We start from the raw sequence: 18,147 nt of genomic DNA on the forward strand, positions 1-18,147 counted from the left end.
CCTTTAACCTTTAACCTTTGACCTTTAACCTTTAACCTTAATTAGTCCTAACTCTTTTAGTCGTATTGACTTTCAAAAAAGTTAACTAACCAATCTTTGACGCTGTGGGTTGCTCTACAGTCATCTTCGTTGTAACGTTTGATGATTTCTAATAAAGCGCGATCGCCAGTTTTCAACCATTTATCGTACCAGTAAATACACTTAGCACCGCTGGCTTCTGGGTCACGCCATTTAAATCCCAACCACCGAGCAATTGCTTTTAATGCGTAACTTTCTACTGGTAATGTAACTGTAGCTGTTAATTGTTCGTAGATATCCACGAATCGATTCAAGACTGGTAATACCTTTTTGGAGGGGGTACGGTGAGTTTTTGCTAGTCGCTGAACTGTGTCGAATTCGTAAACGCAAAAATGATAAATTGGTGCGTCGGGATATTGCCATACTAAATCTAAAAATTGCTGCCAAATTATTTTTTCTTCGTCTGGCTTTTCTGCTAAGAAAGAATAAAATTGTTCGGTGTCGTGTTCTCTATCAACGACTAAAACCCCTAATAAATAATTTAAATTCAAATCTGGCTGCGCTTCTATATCAAAATAAAGTTCTATGGGGGCTGTATAAGTAACAGTTTCGTATACTAATGGGTCAATTTCTATAATTGTGGGATATTGAATTGATGGTTTCAGCAAGGACTGATGTATTGTTGAAAGTTCCTCGGTTATCGTTTGTTCAACTAACGCTTGTGGTAAAAACAGCGGACGATCTTCCAGTAAAGATTTTCCCTGCAAAACAACTTGAGTCGCAACTTGACGATCAAAACCGGGTAAGTCTTCTAATTCTGAAGGATTAGTTCGAGCAAGGGTTTCTAAAGTTGTAATATCAAGGGTTTTTAACCAATCGTAACGACCTGGAGTTACTCCCGGTACCAGGGAAAGATGTTTTAGACTTGAAGCGGTTTGATGACAACTGCTGTACCAATTGCAAAGACTGCACTTTTGACGCGAAATAAATACTTCGGGGGGGGTTGGAGAATACAGCGTTTGGATGCATTCGTCCAGTATTTCTTGCATCCGAGGTATCCATTTTTCTAGATCTACGCGATATCTTGTTTCCTTCCCACGCAACATCAACCAAGCCGTTTCCACCTCAACTTGCTGCACTGCTGCTAAAACAAAAGCGTAAAATGCGGCAATAACTTGGTATTCTTGTTTGGGACGCTTACCTAATTCAACTCTGGCAGGAACGTACATCCAATCTCCAAATCTTGAATTTCCCTCCTGCTTGATGAGTAAATCGGGACGTGCTAACAAAGTATGTTCGTCAGTATAACTTGTTGTCAGTATTCCCTTATAAATGTACTCAACTCCCTGTTCCATCAATTCAAAAGTTGCCGCTTCTGCGGTTTTGGGTTCCCCATTGGAAAACTTGGGACGTTGATAACTTAGTTTTTCTAAAACCTTTTTTTTATGAGCAAATTTATCTTGATATAGCTTTAAAAGCAAGTCACTAGGAGCATCTTGCTGATTTTTATCGCCGCGAAGATTCAAAAACGGTCGGCGTTTACACTTTTGATATTGTAGTAGTAATTCGGCATTAATTAACATTCTTTTAAATTAGCAAGAATTAGCGCAATCTGGGAGTAATGGAGATAACCAAAGTTGATATTGTGTGTCTGTTCCCTATTGGGATTGGTAAAGTCAGAAAAATAGATTTGAAATATTTAAAAGTTGAATTTATCGTTAAAAATTCCTTATATATAAAGTAGAAAAATCCTCACTTTTAACCCGTTTCCTAATCTAAAACCCAAAATCTAAAATCTAAAATTGGTATGAGTATATCTGCTACACAAACAAAGTTGCATCAATATCGACAACAATTTCCTGCTTTAGCGAATAAAGCTTATTTTAACTTCGGAGGTCAAGGACCGATGCCGCAAACGGCTATGAATGCCGTAATTCAAGCCCAAGATGAAATTCAGCGAATCGGTCCTTTTGGTAGCGAAGTTAATGCTTGGCTTATACAACAGACTAAAGCCACTAGAGTAGCGATCGCAACCGAGTTGAATGTACCATCGGAGACAATTACACTTACTGAAGATGTAACCGTTGGCTGCAATATTGCTATGTGGGGTATTGACTGGAAAGCAGGCGACCATATACTTCTAACTGATTGCGAGCATCCCGGAATCATTGCTACCGCTAACGAAATAGCACGTAGATTTTCTGTAGAAGTGACTACTTGCCCAATCATGGCAACTTTAAATGATGGCGACCCTGTAGCAATAATCGCTCAACATTTGCGTCCCAGTACCCGTATGGTAGCGTTAAGTCACGTACTTTGGAATACGGGACAAGTTTTACCCCTAGAAAAAATAGTAGTCTGCTGTAGAAATAATAATACAAAATTAATGGTAGACGCAGCGCAGTCGGTAGGATTATTGTCATTAAATCTTAGCGAATTAGGGGTAGATTTTTATGCGTTTACAGGTCATAAATGGTTGTGTGGACCTCCCGGTGTCGGAGGTTTGTACGTGCGTCCCCAAGAACGAGACACTCTTTATCCTACCTTTGTCGGTTGGCGTAGTGTTATCATCGATGGTCAAGCTCAACCTGTAAAATGGCAGGAAAGCGGGGAAAGATATGAAATCGCAACTTCAGCTTATCCTTTTTACATTAGTTTAACCGAATCTATTTCAGTACATCAAAAATGGGGTACATCCGAGCAACGTTACCAACAAATTTGTCGTAACAGCGAGTACCTCTGGAACAAATTAATGGCAGTATCAGTTATTAGATGTTTGCGAAATTCTCCCCCCGAATCGGGTTTAGTTTCATTTCAATTGGAAAATAAATCTAAGACCAGTTTGGAATTAGTCAAATTTTTGGAAGCGAAAGGAATATTTACCCGTACAATTGCCGACCCCGATTGCGTCCGTGCTTGCGTCCACTACTTCACTTTAGAATCTGAAATTGATCGACTAGTTGAGGAAATTGAGGGATTTTGTAAATAGGTAATTGGTAATTGGTAATTGGTAATTCCTCACTCCTAACTTTTTCTTCGTGTATATTGGTGTAATTTGTGCCATTACACGAAAGAAGGTATTAAAAAGTGAGATTTGCTTTATTAATTATTGTTGCAGCGATTATCGGATTGCTTGTAGTTACAGAAATTGGATTGCGATCGCTATTTGGTTTTGGTAATCCTCTAACTTATATTGGTGATGAAAAAATTGGTTATTTATTAACTCCTTCTCAACGTACCCGTCGTTTTGGTAATCGTATCGAAATTAATCAGTATTCGATGCGGGGTGTAAATATTCAACAAGTACCTTCACCATCAAGCTTGCGAATTTTGCTTTTAGGAGATTCGATCGCGAATGGTGGTTGGTGGACTGACCAAGATCGGACAATTTCTAACTTGATGATGGGTTCTTTGACATTTAATTTATCTACGCAAGTCGAAGTCTTAAACGCTTCAGCCAATTCTTGGGGTCCAAGAAACGAACTTGCTTACTTACAACGGTTTGGTAGCTTCGGTGCAAAAGCTGTAGTCTTGCTAATTAATACCGATGATTTATTTTCCACCGCACCAACTTCATTACCAGTCGGACGCGATCGCAATTATCCATCACAAAAACCACCATTTGCATTAGCGGAAGTATTCAACCGCTACATTCTCAAGCCGAAACCCATACCGGGACTTAAAGAAATCCAAAACGAAAATGGCGAAGGACGCAGCGAAGCTGATCGCGTTAGTATTAATTTGGAAGCTGTTGGTCAAATCCAAGAATTCACCCGCGCAAACAACGCTCAATTTCTACTAGCTATGACTCCCTTATTACGAGAAATTGGGGAACCAGGACCCAGAGATTACGAAATTAAAGCACGTCAACGTCTACAAAATTTTACTCAATCTCAAGGAATCACCTATATAGATTTTCTACCTATATTCAATTCCCAATTCAATTCCCAAAATCCCAAAGCTTTATATCACGACCACATCCACTTCAATTTAAAAGGAAATCAGTTAATTAGTGAAAAGATTCAACAAAAACTAACCGAATTATTCCAAAAAGACCCAAAAAACAACTCTAAAGCTGAATTATCCCAACCAAAATAATTAATATATAGACGTAGTAATACTACGTCTTAAAATCAACATAATATAGTTTAGTTTAAATAAAACTTTTAATAAGAAAAGAAAACTTTTTAGTACTTTTGCATATTTACTTGAAGTAAACGTTCCACCTCATGAAAATTTTAGCAGAATGAGCTTATTGAGTTTAACTTAAAATTCGAGAAAGTAAATAGCTCAATACGTAAATTAACAGCGTTACCGTTAATAAATAGATCTCGATTTATAAAATCTATTGCTAAAAGCAAAAAGGTGAATAATATGGACGCTAATAAACTTGTAAGCCGATACGAAGCAGGAGAACAAGATTTTAGTGGAGCGGTTTTGCATCAAGCAAATCTTAAAAATACTGAATTAATCAGTATAAACTTATGTGCAGCAGATTTAAGCGGAGCCGATTTAAGCGGAGCTAAATTAAGGGGGTGCAATTTAAGTCGAGCAAATCTAACTGATGCAGATTTGAATGGAGCCGATTTAAGCAACGCAAATCTGAGCGAAACAAACTTAATTGGTGCAGACCTAACAAATGCCAATTTAGAAAGAGCTAACTTACGAAAAGCTGATTTACGGGGTGCAAACCTAGTAAATACGAATATGTATGAAGCGAATCTCGCAGAAGCAGAACTCAGCGGTGCTGATTTAACTAAAGCTAATCTTGACTATGCCAATTTGACCGATAGCAACATCAATGAAGCATATATTAATGGTGCGAACTTAACCAATCACATCATAAGTCAAGAAACCCACGTAGGTGTATCTCCTAGATGGATCAGTTGGAGTGGTAGTCACTAGTATTTTTTGTTTTATTTGTAGAGACGTAGCACTGCTACGTCTCACTGCTACATCCGTCGTAACGATGCATTTATCCTTCATCTCAAATACATCAAAATTTAACTATTTCCAACAAGAATAGAAATATCAGAATATTCAATATCCGCAATTTTTTTATGAATTTTGTATTGCTGTACGGGGTTTTTCATTATTGAAATTACTGTTTCAATTGGAGGACAGTCTGGCTCAGTACACTGTAATTGACTTAGAGAAATAGAAATTTCTTCATCTATATTTAAACATTGGTAAATCCATTCTTTAACCTGTTTAATTTGTTGACGATTTACCTCAGTTGTAGCTCTACCAAATGAAAAATTCACGTTTATTATTTCCTTGTTTTCAGGTGATTTAACTAAGCGACATTAATTAGAAGTATTAATTAATAACTAAGTTCCCTTCAAAAGCTTCCCTCTCCTTAATAAGGAGAGGGATTGAGAAGCCACTGCGTTGCGCGGGTTTCCCGCGTTGTAGCAAGTGGCGTGGTGAGGTCTTATCTAATATTTAATTACACCTATCTACTTACGCTATGGTGTCGAAGCTACCTAACATTTCAAAGTACCCTAACCGGGTACCTTACAGTTTCCGTAATCATAAACATATACATTGTTGATTTTCTTAAGAATTAATAATTATGAAAAAAAATTATGCCTCAAACATACACAACTCGTACCTATGACATCATTGCTTTTGGAGATGAACTTCCTGGTATCCTGAGTTTAATCTGTGCCGCACGGGAATATTATCGCCGTACAAATAAATACCCCCGCAGCTTATTAATGTTCAAAGGTGATTCGCGACAAGGTGTAGGCGGACACTTAGTACGCGGTGGTTTAAGCTACTTAGATCGGTCTTCAATTCCCCTAGAAATTCGGCGATCGCACAACCTTGATTCTTTCGGTGACGCACCCGCGATTTACGAAGAGTTTCTGCAAAGAGTTGGAGTAGTCCAAGTTGCTTTAGATCCAACTAAAGCCAGTCAAGTATTGCGGGAGATGTTGGCAGAAATTCGCGCTGATATATTAAGCAATATTGAAATTGAATCGGTTATCAAACAACAGAATAAAATTGTTGGCATTAATTTAACTAAACGCGAAACTTATTTAGCCAAACAGTTTATCGATTCCACCGTAAATGCAGAATTAGCACAAGCTGCGGGAGTGAAAAAACTTAAAGGTTTTGAAACTTTTGGCTTACCAGATTCAGAACTTTCAGTAACCTTAGTATTCCAAACTCAAGGTTTGAGCGTACAAAGACTCCAATATATAGAAAAACTTTATTTAGAACGCTTTACCAACCTCAATGACATACACGCTCAACAGTGGTTAAATCAAGCCGCAGGTAATGACCCAGAAATAGCCAATTTTCTTAGAGAAGATTTAGTCGATCGCAACGGCAACTTCAAAACCATGTATGTTGGTAAAGACTACATTGATATCCGCTGTAAAGCCCTTTCTATCGCTTATCATTCCTTCCGAGGAACTCCCTTAATTTTAGAAAAAAGTGGCGCAATCCTCGATAACGGTAACGTTGCTATTCTTTCAGATGATAGATTATCTTGGAATGCATTTCTATATGATGTAAATGCCGATCAAGCAGAAGCATTAGCACGAGGTAAGGCCAAACCTACCTCACAAATGCTTGCAGAAATGGATTATGTAATTCAGTGGTTTAAAGCTATTGGTGCAAATACAGTTACTCCAGCTTCCGAATTATACATTCGCCACGTAGGCAACGTTACAGGAGTAATTGACCCGTTAACCGGCGCAGAAATGCTTGCAGGGGGAGTTCGTCAAGATGAAGCTTTAGGAACCTTTGGTTATCATTTTGATATTCGTGGCGGTATCAAAGGTTTAGGTACCAGAGCAGAACGAAAACGGATTAATAATCTTTTACACCTGCAACAACCCCTATTTAATATCGGCATTCAACACGCTTTAATTAGAGATATATCTAACTTAGCAGTTATTAGTCCGGCTTCAGGATTCGAGGGCTACGCTTGCTCTGCCGGTAGAATTGTAGAATTCAATTGCGGGGTTGGACAAGGAATTGGTATTGCCGCAGCAATGGCACTTCTGAGTAATACCAACCTCGCCGAATTTTCCAACCAAGAAATGCGAAACGTCTTATTTCAAACCGGACGAATCGCTAAAATCTACGGTCAAAATTACATAGCCCAAGCACAAGAACTACGTGAATTTGAGTATGGGATTGTAGCTTGAAGCAGTTTTCTCAAGACCTTGTACAACAGACAGGTTAAAACCTTAAACCGACACCACCCTGTACCGAGACAGCAGTACCACTTTTATCACGGTAAGCATCAAAAGCAATAATTGCATTACCAAAAATTACGGTGTTACTGTTGGGTACCATGTAATCAACACCAGGTTGTAAAGCAAAACTAATTTTATTACCGACGGGGGAAGGTGTATCACCACCAGCCAAAACTAATCCAGCCCCCAAATAAGCATCAGTTTGCCAATTAAGAGGGACATCGTAAGAAACCATAGGAACAACCGCCGTACTTTCACCGATTAAAGCTTGAGTACGAAAAGATATCGGTGTTTCTAAAAGCTTATAGCGGACAGCAAGAACTCCCCCAAGTTGCGCTCCATCAGAGATACCAACAGTCGGACCCACACCAACATAACTACCGTATGCAACTTGAGCTTGTGCGGGTTTTGCGAATAGATCTGAACTCAAACCTGAGCTAATTAAAAGTACGGACGCTAAACATTTAAGATACTTCATTTTGTAGTTCCCCACACGATTTTGGATTTTAGATTTTAGATTTTAAATTGCAGATTTTAACAACGAATGCATTTGACTAAAGTTAGGAGTTAGGAATTAGGAATTAGGAGTTAGGAGTTAGGAGTTAGGAGTTAAGAGTGAAGAGTTAGTAATTGCGAATTGCGTTCACCGGAGGTGTTCCCGTTCACCGCAAGGTGTCCCGTAGGGAAGGGTATTGCGAATTGGTAATTGTCCCCCCATCTCCCCATCTCCCCATCTCCCCATCTCCCCATCTCCTTGTCCCCCATTCTCCCTTACGGACACTTATTATGAATACCCCCCTGAGTACAAATATAAGCTAACTGCTTAGTATCCAAATTTTGAACTTGACTAAAATCAACTCCTTTGACAACAGCGGATTGACTTCCGGTAGTGGGAGTTTCGACAAATTGGTCTTCTGGATTTTGCTGTGTTGGGGAGAGTATTGTTCCTTGAAAATCTGCTCCTGCTAAATTTGCACCCCGCAAATCTGCAAGACTAAGGTCAGCATTGCGGAAGTTGGCATTTTGCAAATTGGTAGAGCTTAAAATAGCACCAGTAAGTCGTGCAGCACTTAGATTAGCATTACTTAAATTAGCGCGGTCAAGATAAGCTGACGACAAGTCTGCTCCTTGCCATTCAGTTTTGATTAAATTGGCATTAGATAACTGCGTACCGATCGCGATCGTGCGACCTAAACGAGCGCCGTATAAATCGGCATCATTCAACTTAGCTTCACCTAGATCTGCTCCTGTAAGGCTGGCATTTTCTAAAATAGCACCACGCAAATCGGCTTTTGCGAGCCTAGCGCTACTAAGATTTGCACCAACTAAACGCGCTGCTAATAGGTTAGCTTCATTCAAATTCGCACCGCTTAAATTAGTACGCACCATTAAGACGCGACTAAGATTAGCACTACTTAAATCGGCTTGTTTTAGCTCAGCTTGACTCAAGTCGGTAATCCAATCATCATAGGTATCCCAGCGACCATCTTCACCCGGTCCGCGAAAGCGACTACCCCTGAAACTAGCTCTATCCAAATTCGCGTACTTGAAATTAATTCCCCACATATCAACTTTGTCTAATGCCAAGCTGAAAGTAGAATTATTTCCAGAATCCTGAGATAGTTGGACGCGGCTCAAGTCAATACCATTTGTTTTACCGTTGTAAACAAATAGTATTTTATTAATTGCCTGCTGGTTTGTATACAAACTTTTTTCTCGCAATTCCCTTTCTTGAGTAGCATTGCTAGCAATAAAATCCAACTCACCTTCAAGTAAAAGATTCATCCGCTTGAGTTCGGGAATAGCCGCAGGACCAATACTGACCAAAGCTTGCTGAATAGTTTCTAATATAATTGGATCGTTTTCTTTAACCAACAAACCAACAAGAAATTGAGTAGCCTGAAAATCCTTGAGGGTTCCTAAAGCTACAATTGTCCGCTGACGTTCTTGTTTACTAGCTCCAGAATTACCATCCAACTGCTGCTTGAGTACCAAAAACTGCTTATTGTTGCTTAGGTTAGTTGCTTGTTGATTTTGCTTATTTTGAATATAAACTTGAGTACCGACTAAAGTTATCAATACACCAGCCATGCTTAGCAGCGCTACTCCCAATAAAGTCATGCTGGGGTTTTGCCGCATCCACATCCATCGGTCATTATTTTGCTGTAGCTGGGGTGTAACTACAATTGATTCGATTGCTGCTTCTTCGTCTCTCTGTGTCCACCCAGACATACTCTTACTACGTAGAAGCGAAAGTTCAAAAGGAACTGTGGCATCTATCGTATAGGTATCCGCAATTCTGTCATGGAGCGATCTACCTTGCCGCAGCCAAGGAAAACCCATTGTTTCGGCAACCAACATCAACAATGCTAGTACCGTAAAAACTCCGAGATGAGGGAACAATAAAGTGTAGCGCCACAACATATAAGCAACTGACATAGGCACGACCCAGCGACTACCTTCTCGCAGCACAACTGCTCCGAAACCGGGGGGTTGACCTTTTTCATTCACAACTTTAATGCCAAACCAACGCTTGGGAATAGTACTTCCCGTTTTCGCTAACAAATACCATTGCCAACAAGTCAGTGACAGGGGCGCTAATATTGCTACTGTCCACAACAAATTAGTAGACCAGGCAACATTACGAGTACCGTAACTTATAGGTAAAGCCAAAGGATAGGCTACTGTTCTTTCTGCTGCAACCAATACAGGATTGAGCGGTACGCGCTCCATATTAGTTTTAGTGTTGATATACGCCCCAATCCCAAAAGGGATCGCAGCACTGACAACACAAAGCGTGATTTCTGCCACCCAAGCCGCAACGCGCCGCGAAGAGAGCGAAAGCGGACTGGTTTTTCGGGGTTGCTTTGGATGTCTCAATTGATTTCCACTTCTCCTCACTGTTGGAGTTGCCATTTACCTTTTTCCCTATAAATTAATTTCTACGCAAAATTTGCGTAGGTAGAAATAAATTATTCTTTTATTTGAGGATTGTTACCAGCTACGAAAAAATTGTATCCAAGGTAAACTAATCCTGCCAGCAATGCCATACTTATAACAGAAGCAATCAATTTCAGTACTGATTGTAAGATAGCAAAACCAAGTAAAAATCCTACAGCTAAAATAAGAGGCTTTGCTAAATTTGGTAAATGCCAGAACCAACCGATAATTTTGATTATGTAGTAAGGAACACCAGCGTATTTTATAGACGTTGGCAAAATTGTTGAGGAGGCAACTTTAAAGTCGTCCGAATCAGTTTCGGTGACTAGTTTCTGGAGGTGATACTCGCTTAGATTTTCATCAGTTTGAGGATTCATCAATATTTTCGACCTCAGTTAGAAAATTTATATAACAAAAATAAACTTATATACCGCTTTTGGCGGCTATGTACGTAATTCTATTTAATTTCATTGTGTTTAATACAACTATAAATTTCATTAGTTAATCGTTCTATACACCATTTTGCCTATAAAAATAATTATTGACTTGGAATCTATAAGTATATAGCTTAATATTTAGTTACATTATCAATTAAAAACAAAATATTAATCGTATTTAACTAAAAAACAGCTCGGATTTTTCCCGATTGATTTTATTAAATATTATTAAATATTATGTTAACTAATACGGTATTAACTGCGGGAGTACGATCCAAAATGAAAAAATCTACTTTAATCAAATTTGCTCCCATTGTTTTGACCATTAGCCTTATTCTCACCAGCGTTCAATTAGTCCAAGCAGAAATTATACAAATTGAACGCGATTTTCAACCAGATCCGTTAATTCTCAACGGTGAATCTGGAGGAACTGAAAAAAGTAATTGTGGTAACATTAGCGCTCAACCCAATCGGGTTATTCAAGTTGCAGAATCATTCCCTTATTTACGGTTGACAGTAGAAAGTACAGGAAAACCAACACTGTTAATAGACGGTCCAGAAGGTCGCTTCTGTGTATTGGCAGATAGTTACTCCCAAGATAAACCAGAAATTTCTGGATATTGGCAGGCAGGTGAATACTCGCTATACATAGGCGAATTGACTAAACAGCAGCATACATACACCCTCTCAATATCTCAACAGAAAATGCCACAAAAATAGTCAAAAGTCAAGGCTATAGCATTTTAAATTTTAGATTTTAGATTGTGGGTAAGTAGGAAGGTGTAAAAAATCAGAAGCATATAACGAAAAGTAAAATCAGCTAAAAGCCTCTTCCCTTCTGCCTTCTGCCTTATACCTTTTAATAACGACAAATTTTAACGGCAATCGACTTAGTTGAGTGATAAGTTGTTACGCATTTAATTTACATAATAATAGCGAGATTTTCGGCTCGCACTACAACATTCTCACGTTTTATACAATTCAGCTGCATATCACCTTAAGCAAGATAAAATATTAATCTTCAATTGATTTTGCTGGTACTTCTACAGCCGTCACGTCAATAGTTCCTTCGGGAGTGAAGCGTTTGAGATTTCTATTTTGCACTAGTAACTTTTCTCCACAGCTAGGACATTCTAACTGAGTATTATTTAAACCCGTAATTTCTATTCCACAAACCGGACAATTGTCAGCAATCAAATTACGTTGTAACCACCAGCGAAACCCGACAAAAGCCACAATGGGAGCCAAAAAGAGCAACCCAATAATAATTAATAATGAATTAACCAACCAACCCAAGCCCAATGTCCCTAGCAACCAAACAACTGCTAATAAGGTGAGCCAAGGACGTAGATGAGTCAAACTCGATTCAAAGGATTTAAAGCTCATTTTTAAATTTATCAAGTCTTCTTCTAGGATAGCGAGTTTATCTAATAAGTAGGTCGGTGTAACCAAATCGTAATCAGAATAAGGGAATAGGGAATAGGGACAAGACTTTAAGATCAATTTACCCAACTGTTACATAGTTTGTTTTATTTGTACTGAGTATTTGGTAAAAAATCAAAGATTAAATAATTGGGAAGAGGAAGAGGTAGAAAAATTCCCGTACAGACGGGGAATGAACAATCCAAAATCGGATAACTCTTAACTCCTAACTCCTAACTCCTTCCAAAAACTGCTGCTGCAATCGTTTTTGAAAGGCTTCTATGCCGAATGATGCAAGAGCTTCTTTTCTTAACCACTCTCCATTACACCGTCGGTCATCTCCTTTGAGAATTTCGATACAGGCTGTTGCTACAGCATCGCGATCGCGGTGTGGTACTCGCCATCCTAATTTACCATTTTGTAATGGGTCAGCCGAACCATCTGCATCACCGGATAGTACGGGTACTCCACAAGCCATCGCTTCTAAATAAACAATGCCAAAGCCTTCTTGAGAAGGCATAACATAGGCATCGGCAAGCCGGTAATGATATACTAATTCTTCTGTAGGGACGAATCCAGCAAAGACAACTCGGTCTTGCACTCCTAAATCTTCTGCTAACTTTGCCAAGCGGGGTTGGTCGTCCCCACGTCCAATTATTAAATATTTGACTTCGGGGAAAACTTCGGCAATTTGCGATAATGCCTGAATTGTAACATCTACACCTTTGTAAATATCGCCAGACCACAATCGCGTTACGCTCATCAAAACTTTCGCTCCCCTCAAACCATACCGTTCTAATAAATCGGCTGGTTTTGGTCCAGGAGTAAAGCGATCGCCATTAACAGCACAAGGTAAAATTTTGATTTTGTCGGTATTTAAATCATTCGCATCACTGGCAATTCCACGAGTATAGTGACTTACCGTCCAAATTTGCTCAGCTTTTTGTAGATTTGCTTTGGTTAATTTAGGTAAACGCTGCCAAACTTCTTTGCCGTGAGTCATTACGGTATAAGGAATTCCCAAAGGTTGACACAACATACCAACTAAAGGTGCTAGGTAAGCATGACCGCAAAATACATGGTCTGGACGTTGGTGAATTAAACGGTTTAATAATGCCCAAGTCATTCTCGCTCGTCCTAGTTGAGAAGACTTGGTTTGAAAATAATGAAATTGCAAGCGCTCTGATTCAAAAGGATTGACGCAGCCTTTCTCATCTCGCAGTAAAAATACTTCTGCTTTTATCGGTTCTGGTAATGCTTCATAGGCTCGAAATACATCTTTTACGTAAGATTGAATTCCACCTTCACGGGAAAATACTTCTAAAAAAACGAAGATATGATTAAGTTTCTTAATATGTTGACTTTTAAATAATTTTAAGCTATAGCTTTTATTTGTTTTGTTCAGCAACATTTTCTTATACTCCCTCGCTCAGTACTGCGGATAATATTAATTCCATTAGTTGGTAAATTAAGTTAATTAATAATTTTGGAAAAGAATTGCTATATCTAAACATAGCTCTTTTAACTAGTAGCATTTTTCATTATAAGAATTAACGAGTTTTGCCCGATAAACCACGCTAGTATCCATAGTTAGGCGTTTTTTGACTCTCGCTGTCAAATCTTAACAAAGTTATAAGTCTAACTTTAATGCTGTGTATACGGTATTAATATTTTTATTTTATACATTTATTTACAACGATCGGCAATTGTAAATTTTACTTTAAATTTGAGCTAAATTTGCACTAAAAATTATTGAATATTTTACATAAAAAAATGTAAGTAGCTTGTGCATATACTCCTAAGTTAAGATCAATATAGGACAAACACAGGCACCTAAAAATAAAAAATAAACAGCGACAATTAAATTTTAACTACATCGATTGTTTCCAAAATTGAAATTAAGTTGAACTTTTTCGACTAGCAGAATTTTATATTTAACACCATTCCTGATTAATCCTGCTTACCATGCTTGACGATGAGCAAACAATTTCTGCCATCCGTATCGCGTTCGTAAACAACTTCATCAGCTAATCGTCGTAATAGAAACCACCCATACCCCCCTACTTGCAGAGTACCGGGTTCTGGTTCGGCTATTGCATCTGGATCGAATGGTTTGCCGTAATCCCAGATTCTAATTTCAAGTTTGTCATTCCACAGTAAAACATCAATATCAATGTTGGTTTCTGGTGGTAAAGCTTGATGTGCATGACGAACAGCATTAGTAAAGCCTTCAGCTAATGCCAGATTTAGTCGATACTGTTGACTTTCGAGCCAATTAAGCCCAGACAAATTACGCAGACAGAATTGTTCAAACCATTGTTGTACCAGGTTTAGAAGCTTGAGTTCGCTCTTAACCGTCAGATGGTCTTGCTCCACAATTGCTAGCATTGACCTTGACTTAAATATAGGTGGATTATTTTTACTTACATCTTTTATAGTTTATAAACTTTAGATTTTGAAATCTGATTTGCTCTTCTTAATTAAAAAAATCCCAGATATAACCTAAATTTAAATTGCAACTAACTTGCTTAACCCCATCTTTAAGTCTAAAAGGACTAGAGATGTTAATTATATTACCACCTTACAGTATATCCTGACAGGTCAATAATTTGGTAATTAGGCAATAGTATTTACTCCCAAAAATAAATTTTTGGTTCTAAGCTTTTGAAAATATCTAAAAATATAATTTACTCTCTAATGCCTGCATTATAAAGCGGATAGATGATTAAGAAATATTGTATTTTAATTATACTTCACAGGAAAACCCTGACTATAGTTTACAGATGGAAGCATCGAAAGATTGGGATTACCGGACTTTTTTTCCGCTTGTAAATAATTATTTTATCTAAAAGGGGCCTAGGTCTGAGCAAAACTAACGCCTGTAAAATCTCAAAAGTACATACATATCAGTAAGCACTTCATAAGAAAATCTACAGGCGTTGAGACAGGTTCCTAACCGAACGATTTAGAATAGTCCTAAAGTAAGAGACTTATCTAAAGGCAGGGTAGCACCGATACCTAAATAGATTGTAACCAAGGTTCCGAAGAGGAACACGGTAGTTGCAACAGGACGGCGGAAAGGGTTTTGGAACTTGTTAACGTTCTCAATAAAGGGAATAAGAATTAGTCCCAGAGGTACAGAAGCCATTCCTAACACTCCCAAAAGCTTGTTAGGAAGAGAACGCAAAATTTGGAAAACTGGGTATAAATACCATTCAGGTAAAATTTCCAAAGGTGTTGCGAAAGGATTTGCGGGTTCTCCTGTCATCGCAGGATCTAACACTGCAAGAGCAACGATCGCAGCGAAAGTACCCATGATTACAACTGGGAAGATGTAAAGCAAGTCATTAGGCCAAGCTGGTTCACCGTAGTAATTGTGACCCATGCCTTTTGCCAATTTAGCTCTTAATTGTGGATCGCTTAGATCCGGCTTTTTTACTGTTGCCATTTTTTAGGTATTCTGCTTCAGTTTAATAATTTTCAGAAGGTCAAACCGTCAGTTAACAGGCAGTTCTAAAGGGAATTACAGCCCCTAAAACTGTGTATACAAGGATTTGCTTTTTTTGTCTGTTATTAACTAGTTTAAAACAAACAAACCGCTACTTGTGGCTGACAAAAAGCATATTCCTCAACACAAAGTTGGGAATATTACTTAAATTAGGCTCGAATTACAATGGACCGGAAATACCTTGTTTGCGGATCATCAAGAAATGAGCCAGCATAAACACTGCAATCAGCCAAGGTAATACAAACGTATGAGCGCTGTAGTAACGAGTCAAAGTAGCTTGTCCGACACTAGAACCGCCACGCAGCAGGTCAGAAATTAAAACTCCGACTACAGGAATTGCTTCGGGTACACCACTAACAATTTTTACAGCCCAATAGCCTACTTGGTCCCAAGGTAAAGAGTAACCTGTTACACCGAAAGATACGGTAATTACAGCGAGGATGACACCAGTTACCCAAGTTAATTCACGGGGCTTTTTGAAACCACCAGTCAGATAAACTCTGAAGGTGTGTAAAATCATCATTAACACCATCATGCTGGCAGACCAGCGGTGAACGGAGCGAATCAACCAGCCAAAGTTGACTTCATTCATGATGAACTGTACTGAAGAATAAGCTTCAGCAACGGTTGGCTTGTAGTAAAAGGTCATTGCAAACCCAGTTGCAAACTGGATTAAAAAGCAAGTAAGAGTAATTCCACCCAAGCAATAGAAAATATTTACGTGGGGAGGGACGTACTTACTTGTCACATCATCAGCAAGCGCTTGGATTTCTAAGCGCTCCTCAAACCAGTCATAAACGTTGGTCATACAGCCCAGATTCCTAGATATAAATTGCGGTTGATAATTATCCCAATTATCGACTATGCGATAATTGAGACTTGAGCAAACAGCAATAAAATAAATTTACTTTTTTGCTGTCAGAGTGTTAATAGTTTTAAGAAACACTTACACTCTCTGCGGAGGGAATATATTGCGTACTATGCAGCCAAGCCCAAAAAAGATATGGATACAAAGTAGATCATAGCGTTTCATGGGCGTTGTTTGCCCAATTTTTAGAAGTCATTTGCCCGACATCAGTAGTGGCAACGTAGCACTTCTATAGAAAAAAGTAACATAATCGAGAGATAGATTTCATCTTATCCAAGGTTGCGGATGCGCCTTTAAGATGAGTAATTATGGTTGAAAATCAAGAAAAAAAATCTATATGGACAATTTAAAGGTTTTTCGCGGTATTTTATCCTTCACGATGGCGTTTTTGCTAGCATTTGGTAGCTTTTGCTTTCCCGCACTCGCTTTAACAGACGAACAAAAACTAGTTTCTCAAGCTTGGAGAATTGTCAACCATACTTATTTAGACGACACATTTAATCATCAAAATTGGGCGCAAGTGCGGCAAAAAGCTTTAAAAGCACCTTTAGAAGATAGTTCTTCTGCTTATGAAGCCATCCAAAATATGCTCAAAACCCTTGATGACCCTTTTACCAGATTTTTAGACCCGCAACAATATCGCAGTCTACAAGTGAATACTTCTGGGGAATTGACTGGTGTCGGATTGCAAATTGCTCTTGACTCCACAGGTAAATTAGAAGTTGTTGCTCCTATTGCAGGTTCACCAGCAGAAAAAGCAGGAATTCAGTCGCGCGATCGCATTACCAAAATTGAAGATACCCCGACTGAAAATCTCACTCTTGACGAAGCCGCTTCGTTAATGCGCGGTAAAATAGGAAGTACTGTTAGCTTAGTTATTGAGAGAGATGGTGCTTCAACCCAATCGGTTATAATTGTGCGCGATCGCATTACTTTGAATCCCGTAATTGCGAAATTGCAAAAAGAGCAGGAAAATAATATCGGCTATATTCGCTTGACTCAATTCAACGCTAACGCTCCTACAGAATTAGCTCACGCGATCGACGAATTAGAGAAAAAAGGCGCTGATAGCTACATTTTGGATTTACGGAACAATCCTGGTGGTTTGTTGCAAGCCGGAATAGAAATTGCTCGTTTGTGGTTAGATCCAAATATTGTAGTTTATACGGTAAATCGCCAAGGTATTCAAGGCAGCTTTGAATCTTTTAGTCCAGCATTAACCCATGATCCGTTAGTTATATTAGTTAATCAAGGAACAGCTAGCGCGAGTGAAATTCTTGCCGGTGCATTACAAGACAATCATCGTGCAACTCTTGTCGGAGAAAAAACTTTTGGTAAAGGCTTAATTCAATCGTTATTTGAATTATCAGATGGTTCTGGCTTAGCGGTGACGATCGCTAAATATGAAACCCCCAGTCATCGAGACATTAACAAATTAGGCATTACTCCGGACAAAGTAATTCCCTTTGAACCAATAAAACTGCAAGAGATAGCAACTTCATCAGATACTCAATATCAAGCAGCGGTAGAACTTTTACAAGAAACAGCAAACAGTGAGCAGTTAGCAGTCAGCAGTCAACAGTGAGGAGTTAGGAGTTAGGAATGAGGAGTTAGGAGTTAGGAATGAGGAGTTAGGAATGAGGAGTTAAGAGTTAGGAGTTAGGAATGAGGAGTTAGGAGTTAGGAGTTATTACTTTTAATCTTTGACCTTTAACCTTTGACCTTTAACCTTTGACCTTT

Annotated in this window: 17 protein-coding genes; 6 read left to right on the forward strand and 11 right to left on the reverse strand. The window is 38.7% G+C overall.

The annotated features are described in order from the left end of the window. Positions 1-56: 56 nt before the first annotated feature. Entirely contained in the window at positions 57-1,601 is a 1,545-nt protein-coding gene (locus VB797_RS09265; RefSeq protein ID WP_323237381.1) for a TM0106 family RecB-like putative nuclease, read from the reverse strand. A gap of 224 nt (positions 1,602-1,825) precedes the next feature. Here VB797_RS09265 and VB797_RS09270 point away from each other — a divergent pair, with 224 nt between their 5' ends. From VB797_RS09270 to VB797_RS09280, 3 genes are all read left to right on the forward strand, one after another. Next, entirely contained in the window at positions 1,826-3,007 is a 1,182-nt protein-coding gene (locus VB797_RS09270) for an aminotransferase class V-fold PLP-dependent enzyme (protein WP_323237382.1), read from the forward strand. Positions 3,008-3,105: 98 nt separating this feature from the next. After that, a complete protein-coding gene (locus tag VB797_RS09275) occupies positions 3,106-4,116 on the forward strand; it encodes an SGNH/GDSL hydrolase family protein (RefSeq protein WP_323237383.1) in 1,011 nt (336 codons plus the stop codon). A 276-nt stretch (positions 4,117-4,392) separates the two neighbouring features. Beyond that, complete coding sequence (locus tag VB797_RS09280; protein ID WP_323237384.1) at positions 4,393-4,923, forward strand: pentapeptide repeat-containing protein; 531 nt, start codon at positions 4,393-4,395, stop codon at positions 4,921-4,923. A 98-nt stretch (positions 4,924-5,021) separates the two neighbouring features. Here VB797_RS09280 and VB797_RS09285 read toward each other — a convergent pair whose 3' ends face one another. Then, positions 5,022-5,282, reverse strand: coding sequence for a hypothetical protein (locus VB797_RS09285; RefSeq protein WP_323237385.1), 261 nt, complete (start codon positions 5,280-5,282; stop codon positions 5,022-5,024). 324 nt (positions 5,283-5,606) lie between these two features. Between VB797_RS09285 and VB797_RS09290 the strand changes: the two genes are divergently transcribed. After that, the gene (locus tag VB797_RS09290) at positions 5,607-7,181 is read left to right on the forward strand and encodes an FAD-dependent oxidoreductase (RefSeq protein WP_323237386.1); all 1,575 of its coding nucleotides are present in this window, start codon (positions 5,607-5,609) and stop codon (positions 7,179-7,181) included. A 34-nt stretch (positions 7,182-7,215) separates the two neighbouring features. Here the strand turns inward: VB797_RS09290 and VB797_RS09295 are convergent, their stop codons facing one another. The 4 genes from VB797_RS09295 to VB797_RS09310 form a co-directional block, all read right to left on the reverse strand. Next, complete coding sequence (locus VB797_RS09295; RefSeq protein ID WP_323237387.1) at positions 7,216-7,710, reverse strand: hypothetical protein; 495 nt, start codon at positions 7,708-7,710, stop codon at positions 7,216-7,218. 165 nt (positions 7,711-7,875) lie between these two features. Further along, positions 7,876-8,013, reverse strand: a complete 138-nt coding sequence (locus VB797_RS09300) for a hypothetical protein (RefSeq protein WP_323237388.1) — start codon at positions 8,011-8,013, stop codon at positions 7,876-7,878. Then, positions 8,004-10,148, reverse strand: a complete 2,145-nt coding sequence (locus tag VB797_RS09305; RefSeq protein WP_323237389.1) for a pentapeptide repeat-containing protein — start codon at positions 10,146-10,148, stop codon at positions 8,004-8,006. Before VB797_RS09305 ends, VB797_RS09300 begins: the two co-directional genes overlap by 10 nt. A gap of 56 nt (positions 10,149-10,204) precedes the next feature. After that, positions 10,205-10,549: a hypothetical protein gene (locus tag VB797_RS09310; RefSeq protein ID WP_323237390.1), complete on the reverse strand. Its 345-nt coding sequence runs from the start codon at positions 10,547-10,549 to the stop codon at positions 10,205-10,207. Positions 10,550-10,888: 339 nt separating this feature from the next. Here VB797_RS09310 and VB797_RS09315 point away from each other — a divergent pair, with 339 nt between their 5' ends. Then, complete coding sequence (locus VB797_RS09315) at positions 10,889-11,329, forward strand: hypothetical protein (RefSeq protein ID WP_323237391.1); 441 nt, start codon at positions 10,889-10,891, stop codon at positions 11,327-11,329. Positions 11,330-11,623: 294 nt separating this feature from the next. Here VB797_RS09315 and VB797_RS09320 read toward each other — a convergent pair whose 3' ends face one another. From VB797_RS09320 to petB, 5 genes are all read right to left on the reverse strand, one after another. After that, positions 11,624-11,995, reverse strand: coding sequence for a hypothetical protein (locus VB797_RS09320; RefSeq protein ID WP_323237392.1), 372 nt, complete (start codon positions 11,993-11,995; stop codon positions 11,624-11,626). 262 nt (positions 11,996-12,257) lie between these two features. Then, positions 12,258-13,442, reverse strand: coding sequence for a glycosyltransferase (locus VB797_RS09325; protein WP_323237393.1), 1,185 nt, complete (start codon positions 13,440-13,442; stop codon positions 12,258-12,260). A gap of 539 nt (positions 13,443-13,981) precedes the next feature. Further along, a complete protein-coding gene (locus VB797_RS09330) occupies positions 13,982-14,419 on the reverse strand; it encodes an anti-sigma regulatory factor (RefSeq protein WP_323237394.1) in 438 nt (145 codons plus the stop codon). 577 nt (positions 14,420-14,996) lie between these two features. Then, on the reverse strand, positions 14,997-15,479 hold the full coding sequence (gene petD, locus VB797_RS09335; RefSeq protein WP_323237395.1) for a cytochrome b6-f complex subunit IV: 483 nt from the start codon (positions 15,477-15,479) through the stop codon (positions 14,997-14,999). 220 nt (positions 15,480-15,699) lie between these two features. Beyond that, positions 15,700-16,347: a cytochrome b6 gene (gene petB / locus VB797_RS09340; protein ID WP_323237396.1), complete on the reverse strand. Its 648-nt coding sequence runs from the start codon at positions 16,345-16,347 to the stop codon at positions 15,700-15,702. A 397-nt stretch (positions 16,348-16,744) separates the two neighbouring features. Between petB and ctpA the strand changes: the two genes are divergently transcribed. Continuing rightward, complete coding sequence (ctpA, locus tag VB797_RS09345; protein WP_323237397.1) at positions 16,745-17,992, forward strand: carboxyl-terminal processing protease CtpA; 1,248 nt, start codon at positions 16,745-16,747, stop codon at positions 17,990-17,992. Positions 17,993-18,147 lie beyond the last annotated feature (155 nt).

The sequence above is a fragment of the Rivularia sp. UHCC 0363 genome (assembly GCF_034931125.1).
In the GTDB taxonomy this organism is placed as follows: Bacteria; Cyanobacteriota; Cyanobacteriia; order Cyanobacteriales; family Nostocaceae; genus Rivularia.

Bases quoted from the DNA above. Each gene is read 5' to 3' on its own strand.
- VB797_RS09265 (WP_323237381.1), bottom strand. From the start codon at position 1,601: ATGTTAATTAATGCCGAATTACTACTACAATATCAAAAGTGTAAACGC.
- VB797_RS09270 (WP_323237382.1), top strand. From the start codon at position 1,826: ATGAGTATATCTGCTACACAAACAAAGTTGCATCAATATCGACAACAA.
- VB797_RS09280 (WP_323237384.1), top strand. From the start codon at position 4,393: ATGGACGCTAATAAACTTGTAAGCCGATACGAAGCAGGAGAACAAGAT.
- VB797_RS09290 (WP_323237386.1), top strand. From the start codon at position 5,607: ATGCCTCAAACATACACAACTCGTACCTATGACATCATTGCTTTTGGA.
- VB797_RS09295 (WP_323237387.1), bottom strand. From the start codon at position 7,710: ATGAAGTATCTTAAATGTTTAGCGTCCGTACTTTTAATTAGCTCAGGT.
- VB797_RS09305 (WP_323237389.1), bottom strand. From the start codon at position 10,148: ATGGCAACTCCAACAGTGAGGAGAAGTGGAAATCAATTGAGACATCCA.
- VB797_RS09310 (WP_323237390.1), bottom strand. From the start codon at position 10,549: ATGAATCCTCAAACTGATGAAAATCTAAGCGAGTATCACCTCCAGAAA.
- VB797_RS09315 (WP_323237391.1), top strand. From the start codon at position 10,889: ATGAAAAAATCTACTTTAATCAAATTTGCTCCCATTGTTTTGACCATT.
- VB797_RS09320 (WP_323237392.1), bottom strand. From the start codon at position 11,995: ATGAGCTTTAAATCCTTTGAATCGAGTTTGACTCATCTACGTCCTTGG.
- VB797_RS09325 (WP_323237393.1), bottom strand. From the start codon at position 13,442: ATGTTGCTGAACAAAACAAATAAAAGCTATAGCTTAAAATTATTTAAA.
- VB797_RS09330 (WP_323237394.1), bottom strand. From the start codon at position 14,419: ATGCTAGCAATTGTGGAGCAAGACCATCTGACGGTTAAGAGCGAACTC.
- petD (WP_323237395.1), bottom strand. From the start codon at position 15,479: ATGGCAACAGTAAAAAAGCCGGATCTAAGCGATCCACAATTAAGAGCT.
- petB (WP_323237396.1), bottom strand. From the start codon at position 16,347: ATGACCAACGTTTATGACTGGTTTGAGGAGCGCTTAGAAATCCAAGCG.
- ctpA (WP_323237397.1), top strand. From the start codon at position 16,745: ATGGACAATTTAAAGGTTTTTCGCGGTATTTTATCCTTCACGATGGCG.